Below are 15729 nucleotides of genomic sequence, written 5' to 3'. Positions count from 1 at the left end.
AGCCTATGAGTGCATCCAGTAACCCTGATAATCTGATTAATAACCCCGTGAGTTCCTCTGTTCCTTTAGAAGAAAATTCAGGTAAACCACTTTCTTATGTTGCCCAGGAAGATATCATTTATCGTGCTTTTGATCGCAAAACCGTCTGTCGGGTTTTAAGCCAAGCTCATATTTATGTTTCCATTCGCTGGACAAGAACTCATCTTTATATTGGCATTCCCAGCACCGTTTTAGCGGCTGTTGCTGGTGTGCAAGCCATCTCCAGTTTAGGCGGAAATTATCAATTAGTGGCGGTGATTATTCCCGTTTTAGTCGCTATTCTTGCACCGTTATTAACCTTTTTAGATCCCAATGGTAAAGCGAATACCCATTTAGTCGCCTCCAGGGTTTATGAACAAATGGCCGATCAATATGATTCATTTTTACTCAAATGTCGTTTAGAACCCCGACCCATCGAGGAAGAACTGAATGATTTAGTTCAGATAAATTCTGTGTATAGTGAAAGTAAAAAATCCCTTCCGGCTTGTCCTGAATGGGCGTATCAAAAAGCCCTCCGCACCGAAAATGACATCCAAAAACTGATTCCTGATGAGATCAAGAAAGCTGGAGGGTATGACAAATATATTGCCGATGCGCCCTCTTGAAAGGAGAATAAATTTTATCCCCTTAAACACCTTTTAATTTCTGTAGAGGCAGGTTTGAGTTCAGTTTTGAATCAGCACCTAAAACCAACCCAAAGCTACTTCTACGGGATGGAGATCTTCAATGGGTAACACACAATCTGATTTAGAAGGATTAGAAATTACACCAGGGGAAATCAAACATTGGAGTGGTATTAATCAGAAGTTACTCTACCGACCAGCTACCGTTAAAAAATTATTAGGGGAAGGTTTAAAAACCTTTTTTATCTTTTTATTATTATTAATGAGTTATTGGATTTGGAGTTTAATTTTTCCAGAACTCTCTTTAATTTTAATCATAATTTATTTAACCATTGGGGGACTATTAATTCTTGAGGATAGTGTAAAACTGTGGAATACCTTAACCCGTCCCCAATTCGTTAAACTGTGTCATCAAGTGGAGCGTTATAACGCCATTGTTAAAGCCTTAAAAATTTATGATCAACTCGATGCAATAGCCCATCCCCCTGGAAAATTAAACAATCGAGAAGCTATTATTGCAGCTTTAAACTTAATTAGAACAGAATTAATTAAAGGATTAAAAATAGAACGAACCTTGAAAAAACATCAAAAATTTATTCAGCAATATTCCGAACTTTTTGATCCAAATTTCACCGCCTTAACGGTCTTACAAACAGAAAAACCCACAACAGAACAAGGAAGACTCCTGTATCAAGCCTTTGAAATTGCTTCAGACGTTCATCAACAATTAAAACAACTTCAGGAACAACAGATTTCCCCTAATCGCAAGCAACAGACAATCAGAAACAAGGAATAGGAAAAAAATCAATCTAAGCTGCTATTACATTTAAAGTGTATATTCTAGGGAGCGGGGACGCTCCAACTACAAGGAATTGGCAATTTCCCCATCACCATTAGAGACTGAATAGCTTATATTAATCACTATTCTGGCGACTTATTGTCAACCCTTGTCCAATAAACGGGTAAAAAAAGTTTCACCCCAACCCCTTCTGGATAACCTGGTTTTACGATATGATAAGGAACTGTATAAGTTTCTAAGTAAACTATCTTGAGTGAGATTTGTACCCCAGTCGCACCAGGTCAACCGTTGACGCCTTTCCAGAAAATCGGTTTGGAATCAGTCACTCGTCTACATGGCGGACGGGATGTGGTACTGGCGATTGACCTAACGGAAAGCGTCGGTTTGAATGATGAAGGTCATTTGCGTTTACGTCAAATTGTTGAAGATAGCTTAAAATCAGGAGACACCGTTTATGTTGTGCCTTTTGCTACAAAAACTAACCCTTCAACACCTGAGATCAACCCTTTAACTTTAGAAACTGCAATTCAGTTTAAAGGGAAAGCCGATGTAGAAAAGATTTTACAATTAATTACCTTTCAGCCTGACCTGAGATTACAAAATACCGATATTCAAAAAGCTGAGTTAACGATTTATCAGGGTTTAGCAGATCTCAATCAATGTCGTTTAACCCAGAATCAACCGATTAAACCGCAATCGATTGTTTGGATTACCGATGCACCGTTATTTACAAAATCCCCTGCTACCTCTGAAGAATGGACGGAAACCCCAGCAGACAGTCCTTTCCGAATAGCAACTTCTCCAGAAACACAACAGCGCCAAGAGTGGTTAAATCAATTACCTTTAAATCAGCGATCGCTTCCGATTAAAACTCAAGAACAGCGACAATATAACCTAACAATTGTTGATATTCCTCCGAATGTTCAAGAGTTCTGTACTCCTACCCCCGGACAGAAAGAAACTTGTTTAGTTTCTCCTTATTTATGGAAACAGTTATGGCTACCCGGATTAATTTTAGGAATTTTAATTCTTGCTAGTGTCGGGATGGGAATTAAAATTTATCGTTTGAATAAAAAATGGAAACTGATGGTTAATTTTGATGATGATGATCAGGTAGCAGATCAAACCTGCTCTCTCGGTAATCATCAAAGAATTGCCATTGGTGAATATGAATCTGGTTGTCAGGATACCATTGATTTACCTGGAGCAGAAGTTCGGGCTTATTTAGTCAGAAAAGGAGAAAAACTTTATTTAGAACCGACGAACAATAGCCGGATTGAATATCAAGACAAAATTGTCGATCAAAAAATCCAAATAACCAGAAGTAGGATAAATTTTAATTGCCCTAATCCTAAACCTCCCAAAAACTACAGATTAACCATTAAAATTCAAAAATAAACTAACCAAAAGGGATTTATCATGCAAGCTAATGATTATCAACTGCAAGGAGTTCAACGCACAATTTGTATCGGATTAGGAGGAACAGGACGAGATGTTTTAATGCGAATTCGGCGGTTAATTGTAGAAAAATATGGAGATTTAACAGAACTACCAATTGTTAGTTTTGTTCATATTGACACAGATAAAACTGCCACTCAGTCCGCCAGTTTAAAAACAGGTAATACCTATCGGGGTGTTGATTTAAGTTTTCGAGATTCTGAAAAAGTAAATGCCATTTTAACTTCCGCAGAAGTAACCAATTTTGTGCGAGGTGTAGAACAGCGTTCTAAATCCAATCGTTCTGGGCCGTTTGATCATATTTCTCGCTGGTTTCCGCCTCAATTACTTCGTAATATTAGAGCCGTTGAAGAAGGAGCAAAAGGAATTCGACCTGTGGGAAGATTAGCGTTTTTTCATAATTATCAAAAGATCAAAACTGTCATTGAAACCGCAGCAAAACGGACAATGGGTCATGAAGCAACCTTACTGAAAGCCAGATTAAAACTTGAACCCGGATTAAATATTTTTGTGATTGGTTCCCTCTGTGGCGGTACAGGAAGCGGAATGTTTTTAGATGTTGCTTATAGTTTAAGGAAATCCTATGGAGATAAAGGCACGCAATTACTCGGATATTTAGTGGTAAGTCCACAGTTATACAGCAATGCGTCCTATATGAATGCTAATACTTATGCAGCCTTAAAAGAACTCAATTATTATAGCAGTGCGGGGACTCGATTTGAAGCTTGTTATGATATGCAAAATTTGGTAATTGTTCAGGAACCTCGCGCCCCATTTGATTATACTTATTTAATTTCTAATGAAACGAACGGTGAATATACAATCTTAGAACAACAAAAATTATGTAATGTAATTGCCCATAAAATCGCGTTAGATTTTATCGGAGAATTAGCCCCTGTTGCTAAAGGAATGCGGGATAATTTACTAAACCATTTAATTCAATCGGATAATCATCCCCGTCCTAATACTCAAGGATATTTAACCTTTGGCTTGGCTGCGATTTATTTTCCTCGTGAAATTATCGTAAAAATTGCCTTAAATCGAATTAGTTTAAAATTGGTTAATTTTTGGTTAAATGGAGAAGGTCAAAGTCCCGATCCTCAATTAATTATTGAACAATTTTTGATTAAATATAATTGGTATAGCGATTTAATCCAACGGGATGGGTTTAAAGAACGACTTGCTGGAGGCGTTCAAGAAGGGAGCAAAAACTTTTCTACGACCTTAACTAAATTCAGAGAGAAATTAATTCAAAAAATTAATGAGTGTAGAAATAGTGAAGATCGGCTCAGTTTAAAAAACAACTTATTACGAGAATTACGAGAACAGTTCAGAAAAGTTCTGCCGGGAGAAACGGAAACAACAAGAGGAATTTGGTTAACTCGGTTAATGCAGGTACAACCGCTCATCGCTCAACAATTGAAAAATCATATTAATGAATTTATTGAGGAATTAATGACCCCTAGCAATCCCAAATTTTCGACTAAAAGTGTTCGTGATTGGTTAGAGGCGATGCAAACAGAATTAAACACCTATCAACGTCAGTTAGAGGAAGAAATTAGTCAAGGGGAAGGAATGAAAAAAAATGAAGACTTAGAGAAAAAATTGCGAGATTTAGAACAGAACATGGATGAGATAGAGCAAAGAATTGAACTCCCCATACTGAATCGTAAAAATGCCGATATTCAGAGATTAGCGAGAAACGTTGTTCAAAGTATTATGCAGTTAATTCAGCATAATTTCAAATTAGCAGTAACTCAAGAAACATTAAAAATCGTCAATGATTTGCAAAAGTATGTTAGAGATTGTTCGACTGAAGTTGCCACCTTTAGCCGGATGATCGAAAATTTAAAAACGAATTATGAGAAAGAACAAAATGATCTGATAAATTCTAATTTTAATGAAATGAGTGGAGAAGCTATTTTTGCTCAAGAAGATATTGAAGAATGTTATCAAACCTTATTACCTGATTTAGAGTTTCGCTCTGCATTGGTGTTAGTGAGTAAAGATATTACAGAGGCATCTGGGGTAGGAGAATCGATCTGCTATTTAATTAATCGTACCACTGGAGAGCAACTGAAAACAGAAATTGATCAAAAAATAGATGGTGAATTTGGTTCTCGGAGTAACCAAATTGTTAAATCTGTGATTAAGCGTTTTATTCAAAAATATTCTGGGTCAATTCGTCCTACCCGTTTAGGACAAATTATTGAGCAGGCAGAACCTTTATTACGTTTAAATGTGAGTGATCCTTATTTTTCTAATCTTTCGGATAAACGAAAAGAATTTATTGGATTTAAAGATACCGATGAGGTAGAAGTAAATCAGTTTAAAATGACTCTGACTCGTGATTTGGGAATCGACCCAACGGCTTTAAAACCGACTCAAGCTGAAGATCAAATTTTAATTGTTCGGGAATATGGTGGGTTTCCTTTACGGTTGATTAATGGTTTAGAAGAAATCAGAAATCATTATATCCGAGAACAAAATAAAGATGGCTCAACTTGTCATTCTGATTATCAGATCCCCTTTACTGATATTATCCCCCCAGATGCTAGACTCATGGAAGAATTGGAAGATGTTTTCTATCCTTGTTTAGCATTTCAGTTAATTGTTAAAAATCCTAAAAATCAAGGCTTAGAGTTTCAATATTACGATAATTTACGAGACTATTATTATACAGCAGAACTGAACCCAATTTGGAATCAAGCGTTAGAAGAACTAGCGAATCACCGAGAAATGACGAAAACGTTAAACGAGTTATTAGAGGAGGAAATTAATCAGATTCGTCAAAATCCTGATCTCTGGAAAAGTCAATATTTACCCAGATTACAGCAATTTGTGGATTATGTGGATAATTTACCTGAATCTAATCCTAATTATCTTTATAAATCAACGGTTGTGGGGACTCCGGGTACAATTAATAATTTAGGACATGAAGGAGTTATTAATCGTTTTCGTCGAAAAATTCAGGAAAGTCTAACTAAGACTGGAAGTTTACCAACATCGGTTAATGACGATTCTGCCGCTTTAGTAAAGCGTGGAGAAAATTCCAGAGATTTTAACCAAAGTGATGACAGTTTAGAGGCAAAATTAAGGCAGCTAAAACAAAAATTAGATCAGGGGTTCATTACTCAAAAAGGATATGAATTTGAGAAAGAAGAAATTCTACGGAAATATGGTTGTTAACTCATTTTAATTTAGTTACATTGATTTGAATCTAAGCTCATGTTCAATCTTGAGGATATTTTATGTTGTTTCCTTCTTTTCCTCCTTTACCGCCTTTGTTAATCATTTTGATCGGGATATTTGTGTTTATTCCCTCGATCATTACCCTCTATTATCGCTGGAATCTTTATCAACATTTAACCACTCAAGCGAATAAAATTTATCAGATTATCAATAAACGGGAGCTTGAACTCCCGCCTGCGATTGTACAAGTTTTAGAACAGAGTTTTGCAGAATCCAGCCAAAATTTAGAACAAGTGAACACGGCGGCTTTGATTGATCAAGCCTACAGCCAAGAAAAGGTTTTAGGGAAATCCTGCGAACAAATTGAATATTGGTGTCGAATTATTCCGAATTTACTCCTGGCTTTTGGATTAATTGGAACCTTTATTGGAATTACGGTCAATTTGGGTTCTTTGAGTCAAACTATTAGTCAAAGTCAAGCAACGGATGTTAGTCAGTTAGTAGAGGAATTAAAACAACCCCTAGAAGGAATGGCGATCGCTTTTATTACCAGTTTAGCTGGGTTATTGTGTAGTGCATTATTAACTGTTTTAAACTTTTTATGGAATACGAGTCTAGCGAAATATCGTTTAACGGTTTCTTTAGAACATTACCTCGATAATATTTATTATTCATCCTTAAATGGTCAAACTCGGTTGGATAAAGTTGTTAAAGGAATGTCGAGTGAATTTAAAGATTTTTTAGATCGATTTGGTATTACTGTTAGAGATGCGGTGGAATCTGCCATGAGAGATAATATTCATCAAATTACAAAAGCGAATGTAGAAGCGAGTGAATTAGCTCTAAAAGTCTATAGTCAATTATCCAATGCTACAGGAACGTTAGAAAGGGGAGCTAGAGAGTTTCAAACCGCCACAGAAAGTTTTACAAATGCGGTACAAGTGAGTAACACAACGGCTGATAAATTAGAACAAGTTGCTCAAGGTTTTGAACAAAGTGAATTTCCTAAACAATTATCAATAATCGCTACTGATTTTGGAGAGAATCAAAAGAATTTTTCTGACTCAGCATTCGGTTTATTTCAAACGGTTAAATCTTTGGAAACAATATTAAATCAACTTCAGATCTTTACAGAGCAGTTATTAAAAACGGAAACAAAATTAAGTGAACTTAATCAAAGTTCCTTACAAGTTTTAGAGTTAAATCAAATTAATCAACAATCCCTAGTTGAAATTATTCCTCAACTGCAACAAGGAGGAAAAAGCTTGGAGTTAAGTTCTCAAACGTTAGAGAATATCCAAAACAAACTTATTGATAAATCCGATCATTTAGAAGGTATTCATAAACAATTAGAAACCTTAGTTAAAACCCTTAATAGTTATACAAATACAGTGAATTTTGAACTAGAATCTTTAAGTAAAATGATGAATAAGCTCATTAAAGAACAAACAAATAGTAGTCAGTCCTATTCACAAGTCTTAGCGGATAAATTAGAAGCAGCAATTAAACCTAATATTAAGTATATTATTGAGATGAAATCTGATTTATCTCAGGTACTTAAACTCTTAAAAGAACAAAGCGGTAATCCGGGAATTAAGAAAAATAAACCAAAATTTTGGGAAAGTAAATAAATTTAGGACTGATGCTGGAGATTCTCGGCTAGATCAGGAGATTGATCCTGAGTTCAGGTTTTCATATTAGTTACCCGGTTTCTTGGGTACAAGTTGGTAAGTTTTGTAATTATTATTATTAAAGGTTTAAAATTATGCGTCGTCCGACTCAAATTAAAAATTCATCGGAAGATTTGAATGTCTGGCAAGCATTTACAGATTTAATGTCTAATGCTTTTTTAATTATGAGCTTGTTTTTATTGTTAGCCATTGTTAAATCATCGTTATTAACTTCTAATTCAAAAGAAAAAGATCAGAAAATTAAAGGCTTAGAATTAACAGTTGGTTCATTAAAAAACGAAATTGAACGATTAAAAGCTCCACCAGTCATTGTGATTAAAGATTCTGATCGAGATGCACAGGGGCGATCTTTAAAATTTGAGACAGGTAAGGCAGATTTACCGGAAGGGTTGCGAATTTTTATTGAAGGGAATGTGGTGGAAAAATTAGAGGAATTTTCTAAAGTTTATCAAGGTTATGTAGTGGATGTAATTGGACATACTGATGGTCAAGAAACCTTTAATCCTGCTAGTAATTTAGATCAAATCTTAGAACAAGTTGCACAGGGGAACCAACCTGTTAAAAATCTCAAACCCGGTTCCAATGCTGATTTAGGATTAATGCGCTCTTTAGCAGTTGTTAAAAAACTCCAAGCTATTCAAGAACAAGGTCGTTTAAAGGGGTTAAAATTTAGAGCTTATTCAGCCGCACAATTATTTTTACCTTCAGGACAATATGCGTCGCAAAATCGTGCTTCTGATGAAACAAGAAGACGTATCGAAATTCGCTTTACTCCCCCAGGAGTTGAACAATATTAATAGGGTGATACCAAAGTAATCTGGAACTGTCGCCGGCGGGATGCACGGAGACTCTAAACGGACGTGGAGGAAACGTAAGACTATCTCAAGATAGCAGCACCCAAAGAAGCGTCAACCCGCCAAAATTTAAGCAGTTGTCAATTTTTGTAACTTAAATAGATGGAATCTCTGTCCGTTCACGGCGGAGAGGATGTCAACAATGGTAGGCTTTTCTTAATATCCAAAAAATCCTCCAATAACCTCAACACAATTTTGATGGGAACTCCAATGCGACCTAAAATTATTGTTCTCGATGATGACCCCACAGGTTCTCAAACCGTTCATAGTTGCTTATTGCTGACTCAGTGGGATGTGGATACTCTGCGAATTGGACTGGCTGACCAATCTCCGATTTCCTTTATTCTCACCAATACTAGAGCTTTAACACCCGAACAAGCCGCTTCTGTTACCCGTGAAGTCACCCAAAATTTAAAATTAGCCCTCGCCGCCGAATCCATTACGGATTTTATGGTGGTGAGTCGTTCTGATTCAACTCTCCGGGGTCACTATCCTGTCGAAACCGATGTTATCGCCGAGGAACTTGGCCCCTTTGATGCTCATTTTCTAGTTCCTGCGTTTTTTGAAGGGGGAAGAATTACCCGCAATAGTATTCATTATTTAATCGTTGATGGTGTAGAAACCCCCGTTCATTTAACGGAATTTGCTAAGGATTCGGTCTTTGCTTATCAACATAGTTATTTACCCGATTATGTCACCGAAAAAACCAAAGGTTTGATTCCATCGGAAAAAGTAGAACGATTTTCTTTATCCGATATTCGGGTAGGAACCTTACCTCGGTTAATGCGTTTAACAGACAATCAATGTGTGGTTGTCGATGGTGAAACTCAAGCCGATTTTGATCAATTCGCCTCGGATATTATTACCGCCGCTAGTCAAGGAAAACGCTTTTTATTCCGCAGCGCGGCGAGTATTTTAACGTCTTTAGCTGCATTGGGAAATCAACCCATTCCCGCAGAAGAAATGGCAAAATATACCCGAAATGGAAAACCGGGTGTAGTGATTATGGGTTCTCATGTTAAAAAATCAACTCAACAATTAGAACGATTATTACAAGAACCTGGAGTTGTGGGGATTGAAGTGGATGTTTCCCATTTATTAGAAGAAAGTGAGACTCAAAGACAGGAACTCTTACAGCAAATTTTAGACCAAATCAAGGCTATTCATGAAGCGGGTCAAACCCCAGTCATTTATACCAGTCGTCAAGAATTACAATTTGACACGGTAGAAACTCGGTTAGCCTTTGGAATTAAAGTCTCTGATTTACTCATGGATATTGTTCGAGGTTTACCGAAAGATATTGGATTTTTAATTAGTAAAGGTGGGATTACTTCTAATGATGTTTTAAGTAAAGGATTAGCGTTAAAAACAGCACGGTTACTCGGTCAAGTGTTAGCAGGTTGTTCAATGGTGAAAACCTCTTCTAACCATCCTTTATACCCCAATTTACCCGTTGTTTTATTCCCTGGAAATGTGGGAGACTCCGATGGTTTAGCAACGGTTTATCGACGTTTAACCCAACCCCCAACCTAACAACCGTAGGGTGCGTAAGCTCCGCGCACGCACCACTCCCTAATTAAACTTAATTAATCTACCAATAATCATAAACCCCTACTAACAAGCCTATGGTTTTTTCTTCTTAAAAATCCAAGCCAGTCCCAGAATTCCGACATAAAAATTTTAGCAACGAAACTGAATCTTTCTCGATCAATTCAGCTTAAAATAGCGGATAAAGTCGATTAATTCAACTATCTTTAGAAAGAGATTGATACATCTTTAAATCTTAAAAATTCATCAAATATCTTGCTGAAATCGTTTATTTTTAGGCTATTCCTTGATGTTCTATCTATAGATAGAACATGGAAGAACTGAAACTTGATTATAGTGAGATGAGCTAACGAAACAAATCTTAATACTTGGCTCAGGTCAGAATTAATCGTTAGGAAATAATCTCGAATTTAGGAATTATCGTATGACAGCAACTTTGAGTCCCGATCAAGTGATTAAAGGGATATCAACCCATCTGCCTTCACTTTCTCAATCCGTTAATTTTATTGAGGCAGAAGAACACTTTATTCAACTGCTAAATTTAGAAAATCTCGATCAAAAAATCAGTATTAAGCCAGAATTAGTACAACCTTTTGAAGTCACACTCAATACCGCTTTATTAAGGGCTTATACCGAAAAAGTTAACAATAATGAGATTGATTTAGCCCATTTATTTTTACAACGCATTCTTTATCGAATTAATCGGCTGAATTTGTTTTGGTATGATGATTTAAAGCACTATAGCAACGAACGGTCTTATTATTTAAACTGGGTGCGCGATCGCATTGAGGAAGTTTGGCAAACTTGGGAAAATGCCCAATTTGATTTGGAAGAATACAAACAACAAGATATTAAGCAAGCGTTAAATGAACGGAGCGAGGTTGATCTCAATCCAGCAATTAGTGAAAATAAATATTATTTGCGGCACGAAATGACCCTGGAAGGGTATAAACATTTATTAGCGATCGCTTCTTTAGATGGATTAGTAGAAGCCAGTCGAATGTCGCGGATTTTGGGCGGTGCGAGTAACGAAGTTCAAGCCACATTAATCTTAGTATTACTCGAAGAATATGGCAATGGTCGTCTCAATCGAAAACATTCAACCTTTTTTGCTCAAATGATGGCAGAATTGGGGTTAGAGACGGAGCCAGAAGCTTATTTTAACATTGTTCCTTGGGAAGTTTTAGCCTCAATTAATCATAATTTTCTCCTAACAGAATGCAAGCGTTATTTCTTACGTTATAACGGGGGCTTAACTTATTTTGAAATTGCTGGCCCTGCCATTTATACCGATTATAAATTAGCCGCAGAACGACTCAAACTTTCAGATACGGCAATGGGGTATTGGGCATTACATATCCGCGAAGATGAACGTCATGGTCGCTGGATGTTAGACAAAGTGGCATTACCGTTAGTGGATCGATATCCGAATGATGCTTGGCAAATTCTACTCGGTTATGACCAAGAAAAATGGATGGGCGATCGGGCTGGGGATGCCGTGATTAAAGCGGTTAAACAAGCAGAAAAATCGGTTAGCAATTCCTAATTCAATTTTCAACAATTTCCAATTAACATTTATCTCTAAATATTCATCATGCAAAGCGGATTATTACCTTCTAATCAAGTTACAGAATCTTATTCTCCTGATCAAGTATTCTTCTGTCCTGAAGAATCTCAATTTTACTCTCAATGTATTGAGAAAATGGTATTAAATCAATGTACACCCTTTGACTCAATTATTGAATTTGGGACGGGTGAAGGAAGTCCTGTCATTAATTGTTTACTTAAAACTCGATTTAAAGGCTGTATTCATGGCTATGAATTAAACAGTGATGCTTGTAAATTAGCTCGGTCTACTATTGAGCAATATCAGCTTAGAAACAAGTATATTATTCATAATGAATGTTTTTTTAGTGCTTCCCCTGGTTCCGCGAGTTATTTAATTGCAAATCCTCCTTATCTTCCGGCACCTGATAATGATTTATATATGCCTGCTTTGTATGGAGGAATTGATGGAGCTACGATTACAAAGAAGCTGTTTACAGTGGGTTGTAAGAATGTTTTATTAATGATTGCAGCTTATTCTAATCCGGTAGAAACTATTGAGTATGCTCAAGCACAGGGTTATCAAGTGGTTGATTTTATGATTTCACCGTTAAAGTTTGGTTACTATAGTTGCGAACCAAAAGTTAAACAAACCATTGAAAACCTTCAGAAAAAACAGAAAGCCTTTTATTCTGAAAATATCTACTTTTTAGCCGGGGTTCTGTTTAAAAAAGAAGATCCTTTAAATGTTGATTTATCAGCAGAATTGTTGAAGGTTATGACCGCGTTATAACACCAGACAGGAGTAGAATGCCTCACGAGATGATAACCCCGCCAGCTATCGCACCCTACGGGTTATATTTTTAAATTTTGACGGGGTTTAAAGGTTTCAATTTGACGTAATTTTTCATATAATTCTCGTTCTTCAGGAGTAATATTTTTAGGAATAACCACTTGAATTTCAATTAATTGATCGCCCCGTTCTCCTTCAATGTTCGGATAACCTTTATTGGCTAATCGTAACCGTTGACCCGATACCACCCCCGCAGGTAAACGCATTTTAACCAAACCATCTAACGTAGGAACATCAATTTCTCCCCCTAATACTGCTTCTGTGGGAGTGACAGGAATTTGACAATAAATTTCTGATTTTTCTATTCTAAAAAAGGGATGGGGAGTAATATTAATTTTTAAAAATAAGTCTCCCCCATTAATTCCTTGATTTCTCAAACGGATTTGTTGACCCTTCACCATTCCTGGGGGTAAATCCACTTCTAAAGACCGTCCATCTTCTAAACGGATGCGTTCTGTTCCTCCGGTATAAGCTTTTTCTAACGGTAAGGTTAATCGCGCCTCAATATCCCGTTTTGTTTCGCGGGGAGTGGGTTTATAAACTGCTTTTGTTCGAGGAGAATCATAGGGGTCAGTGGAGGTCATTTGAGGGGAGTTTTTCGGGTCAACGGTTCGCACTTCCCGCCGCCGTCCTAATAATTGATCAATGAAGGTATCAAAATCAGAATAATCTCCATAATCTACATCTTCAGTTTGAGAAATTGTCCGACGACTTCCCCAGTTTTTAATTCCTGAAAACGCATTTTTTTGCCAATCTTGAAACCCTTTTTGTTTCCAAAATTGACTATAATTATCATATTCTAATCGTTTTTCAGGATCAGATAAAATATTATAAGCTTCTCCAATATCTTTAAATTTTTCTTCTGCTTCCTTATCCCCAGGATTTAAGTCCGGGTGATATTGTCTGGCTAGTCTGCGATACACTTTCTTAATTTCATCAACAGATGCTTCGCGCGAAACCCCTAAAATTTGATAATAATTCCGAAAATTTTGCATAGGTTAAATTTAGGTTAACGAGTTCATAATTAAGTGGTCAGAAACCCGGTTTCTAAAAGAAACCGGGTTTCTAAGGTTACAGCCAATCATCATCATCATCATCCCAATTATCACTGGGAGAATAGCGACGAGTCCGAGATACACCTCCACCTAAACTACCGCCACTGCTGGTGCGGGGTTCATATCGAGAATAACTGCGAGTCGGAGGTTCATAGGGATCAACTCGACGTTTTTCACCGGAAAAGGTTCGACGAATTGAACCAAATAAATCATCCTCATCATCCTCTGTTGCAAACACAGAAACTTCCCGACTTAACTCATATAAAGCATCTTGTAAATCCACACTAATTTGATCAATTCCTCGGTCATCATCTCGTTCTAAACTATCTCTTAAAGAGCGAATTAAGGTTTCAATTCTTGACCGTTGACGTTGAGCAAATTGCATTCCATAATCTAAAGCAACTTCTCTTAATTGTCGTTCGGCTTGATAGGTTAAAGCTTGGGCGCGGTTGCGTTTTTCGACTCGTTCTCGTTGTAAACGGTCAACTTCTGCATATTTTTCCGCATCTCGAATCATGCGATTAACTTCATCTTGAGATAAGGTAGAAGCACCTTGAATTACAACACTTTGTTCTCGTCCGGTGGTTTTATCTAAGGCGGTAACTTGTAAAATACCATTCGCATCAATATCAAGAGCGACTTGAATTTGTGGAACTCCTCGCGGTGCGGGCGGAATTCCAGTTAACTTAAACCGACCTAAAGATTTATTATCAACGGCTAATTCCCGTTCTCCTTGTAAGATATGAACTTCTACCAAAGTTTGGTTATTTTCTGAAGTTGAAAAAATATCAGAACGACGCACTGGAATAGTTGTATTACGGGGAATTAATTTTTTCATGACTCCCCCAATGGTTTCTAATCCTAACGATAAGGGAGTAACATCTAATAATAATACATCTCGTACATCTCCGGCTAAAATTCCCGCTTGAATTGCCGCACCAACCGCCACTACTTCATCAGGATTCACCCCTTGATTCGGTTCTAAATCAATTAACGTTCTAACTAATTGTTGCACCATTGGCATTCGAGTAGAACCGCCGACTAAAATCACATCATCAATATCATTAGAAGTTAATCCCGCATCCGCTAACGCTTGTTTCACCGGACGACGTAACCGTTGAATTAAATCCCCACATAATCCCTCAAATTCTCCTCTGGTTAAGCGGGTTTCTAAATGTTTTGGGCCGTCTTCTGTAGCAGCAATAAAGGGTAAATTAATATCCGTAACTCCAACGCCAGAAAGCTCAATTTTTGCTTTTTCAGCCGCTTCTGTTAACCGTTGTAACGATTGGCGATCGCGTCTTAAATCTACTCCTTCTTCTGATAGAAATTGTTCTGCTAACCAATCGACAATTTTCTGATCAAAATCCGTTCCTCCCAGTTGCGTATCTCCACTGGTAGACTTGACTTCAAATACCCCTTCTCCCACCTCTAAAACCGAGACATCAAAGGTTCCGCCCCCCAAATCAAACACTAAAATTGTGCCATAATCTCTGCGTTCTAAACCATAAGCTAAAGAAGCCGCAGTCGGTTCATTTAAAATGCGTTTAACCTCTAATCCGGCAATGCGTCCGGCATCTCTAGTGGCTTGTCTTTGAGAATCATTAAAATAGGCAGGAACCGTAATCACAGCCCCGGTAATTTCTTCTCCTAAATACCGAGTCGCTTCTTCAACTAATTTTTTTAATATCATTGCCGAAATTTCTTCCGGCGCAAAATCTTTATTAACTCTGGGACATTTGATTCTAATATTATCCGTTTCATCCCGTCGCATCGTGTAGGGAACCCGTTTGGAGGCGGGAGACAGGTCAGAATAGCGACAACCCATCAGCCGTTTGACCCCATAAAAGGTGTTTTGGGGGTTCAAAACCGCCTGACGTCTAGCCATCTGTCCCACGATGCGTTCTCCTTCCTTGGTAAACCCAACGACGGAGGGGGTGGTTCGCATCCCTTCAGAGTTAGCAATCACAACGGGTTTACCGCCCTCCATGACCGCAACCACAGAGTTCGTTGTCCCCAAGTCAATGCCGACTACTTTGCCCATGCGTTGGTTATCTCCTTGTCAATATGGT

11 protein-coding genes are annotated in these 15729 nt (G+C 37.4%); 9 read left to right on the top strand and 2 right to left on the bottom strand.

Annotated features, from left to right (window positions below; all coding sequences use genetic code 11):
• Positions 1-5 precede the first annotated feature (5 nt).
• From PL9214_RS13665 to PL9214_RS13625, 9 genes are all read left to right on the top strand, one after another.
• Positions 6-644, top strand: a complete 639-nt coding sequence (locus PL9214_RS13665) for an SLATT domain-containing protein (protein ID WP_072719354.1) — start codon at positions 6-8, stop codon at positions 642-644.
• A 121-nt stretch (positions 645-765) separates the two neighbouring features.
• The gene (locus tag PL9214_RS13660) at positions 766-1458 is read left to right on the top strand and encodes a hypothetical protein (protein WP_072719353.1); all 693 of its coding nucleotides are present in this window, start codon (positions 766-768) and stop codon (positions 1456-1458) included.
• A 315-nt stretch (positions 1459-1773) separates the two neighbouring features.
• Positions 1774-2859 carry a vWA domain-containing protein gene (locus tag PL9214_RS13655; RefSeq protein ID WP_245824245.1) on the top strand — a complete coding sequence of 362 codons (1086 nt, stop codon included), beginning with the start codon at positions 1774-1776 and terminating at the stop codon, positions 2857-2859.
• Positions 2860-2880: 21 nt separating this feature from the next.
• On the top strand, positions 2881-6108 hold the full coding sequence (locus PL9214_RS13650; RefSeq protein WP_139295052.1) for a tubulin-like doman-containing protein: 3228 nt from the start codon (positions 2881-2883) through the stop codon (positions 6106-6108).
• 62 nt (positions 6109-6170) lie between these two features.
• Positions 6171-7742, top strand: a complete 1572-nt coding sequence (locus PL9214_RS13645) for a MotA/TolQ/ExbB proton channel family protein (protein ID WP_072719350.1) — start codon at positions 6171-6173, stop codon at positions 7740-7742.
• Between the two features lie 134 nt (positions 7743-7876).
• Positions 7877-8599 carry a hypothetical protein gene (locus PL9214_RS13640; protein ID WP_072719349.1) on the top strand — a complete coding sequence of 241 codons (723 nt, stop codon included), beginning with the start codon at positions 7877-7879 and terminating at the stop codon, positions 8597-8599.
• Between the two features lie 267 nt (positions 8600-8866).
• Entirely contained in the window at positions 8867-10189 is a 1323-nt protein-coding gene (locus PL9214_RS13635; protein WP_072719348.1) for a four-carbon acid sugar kinase family protein, read from the top strand.
• Positions 10190-10628: 439 nt separating this feature from the next.
• Complete coding sequence (locus tag PL9214_RS13630) at positions 10629-11750, top strand: iron-containing redox enzyme family protein (protein ID WP_072719347.1); 1122 nt, start codon at positions 10629-10631, stop codon at positions 11748-11750.
• Between the two features lie 48 nt (positions 11751-11798).
• Positions 11799-12542 (top strand): class I SAM-dependent methyltransferase, encoded by a 744-nt coding sequence (locus PL9214_RS13625; protein WP_072719346.1) that lies wholly within the window; start codon positions 11799-11801, stop codon positions 12540-12542.
• 62 nt (positions 12543-12604) lie between these two features.
• Here PL9214_RS13625 and PL9214_RS13620 read toward each other — a convergent pair whose 3' ends face one another.
• Together PL9214_RS13620 and dnaK are read right to left on the bottom strand one after the other, a co-directional pair.
• On the bottom strand, positions 12605-13597 hold the full coding sequence (locus tag PL9214_RS13620) for a DnaJ C-terminal domain-containing protein (protein WP_072719345.1): 993 nt from the start codon (positions 13595-13597) through the stop codon (positions 12605-12607).
• Positions 13598-13673: 76 nt separating this feature from the next.
• Positions 13674-15701, bottom strand: a complete 2028-nt coding sequence (gene dnaK, locus PL9214_RS13615) for a molecular chaperone DnaK (RefSeq protein ID WP_072719344.1) — start codon at positions 15699-15701, stop codon at positions 13674-13676.
• Between the last annotated feature and the right edge of the window lie 28 nt (positions 15702-15729).

Origin of the sequence: Planktothrix tepida PCC 9214 (genome assembly GCF_900009145.1) — a bacterium.
Taxonomy (GTDB): domain Bacteria; phylum Cyanobacteriota; class Cyanobacteriia; order Cyanobacteriales; family Microcoleaceae; genus Planktothrix; species Planktothrix tepida.
The sequence above is the reverse complement of the archived record's forward strand: the minus strand, read 5'-3'. Positions and strand labels throughout refer to the sequence as shown.

Bases quoted from the DNA above. Each gene is read 5' to 3' on its own strand.
- PL9214_RS13665 (WP_072719354.1), top strand. From the start codon at position 6: ATGAGTGCATCCAGTAACCCTGATAATCTGATTAATAACCCCGTGAGT.
- PL9214_RS13660 (WP_072719353.1), top strand. From the start codon at position 766: ATGGGTAACACACAATCTGATTTAGAAGGATTAGAAATTACACCAGGG.
- PL9214_RS13650 (WP_139295052.1), top strand. From the start codon at position 2,881: ATGCAAGCTAATGATTATCAACTGCAAGGAGTTCAACGCACAATTTGT.
- PL9214_RS13645 (WP_072719350.1), top strand. From the start codon at position 6,171: ATGTTGTTTCCTTCTTTTCCTCCTTTACCGCCTTTGTTAATCATTTTG.
- PL9214_RS13640 (WP_072719349.1), top strand. From the start codon at position 7,877: ATGCGTCGTCCGACTCAAATTAAAAATTCATCGGAAGATTTGAATGTC.
- PL9214_RS13635 (WP_072719348.1), top strand. From the start codon at position 8,867: ATGCGACCTAAAATTATTGTTCTCGATGATGACCCCACAGGTTCTCAA.
- PL9214_RS13630 (WP_072719347.1), top strand. From the start codon at position 10,629: ATGACAGCAACTTTGAGTCCCGATCAAGTGATTAAAGGGATATCAACC.
- PL9214_RS13625 (WP_072719346.1), top strand. From the start codon at position 11,799: ATGCAAAGCGGATTATTACCTTCTAATCAAGTTACAGAATCTTATTCT.
- PL9214_RS13620 (WP_072719345.1), bottom strand. From the start codon at position 13,597: ATGCAAAATTTTCGGAATTATTATCAAATTTTAGGGGTTTCGCGCGAA.
- dnaK (WP_072719344.1), bottom strand. From the start codon at position 15,701: ATGGGCAAAGTAGTCGGCATTGACTTGGGGACAACGAACTCTGTGGTT.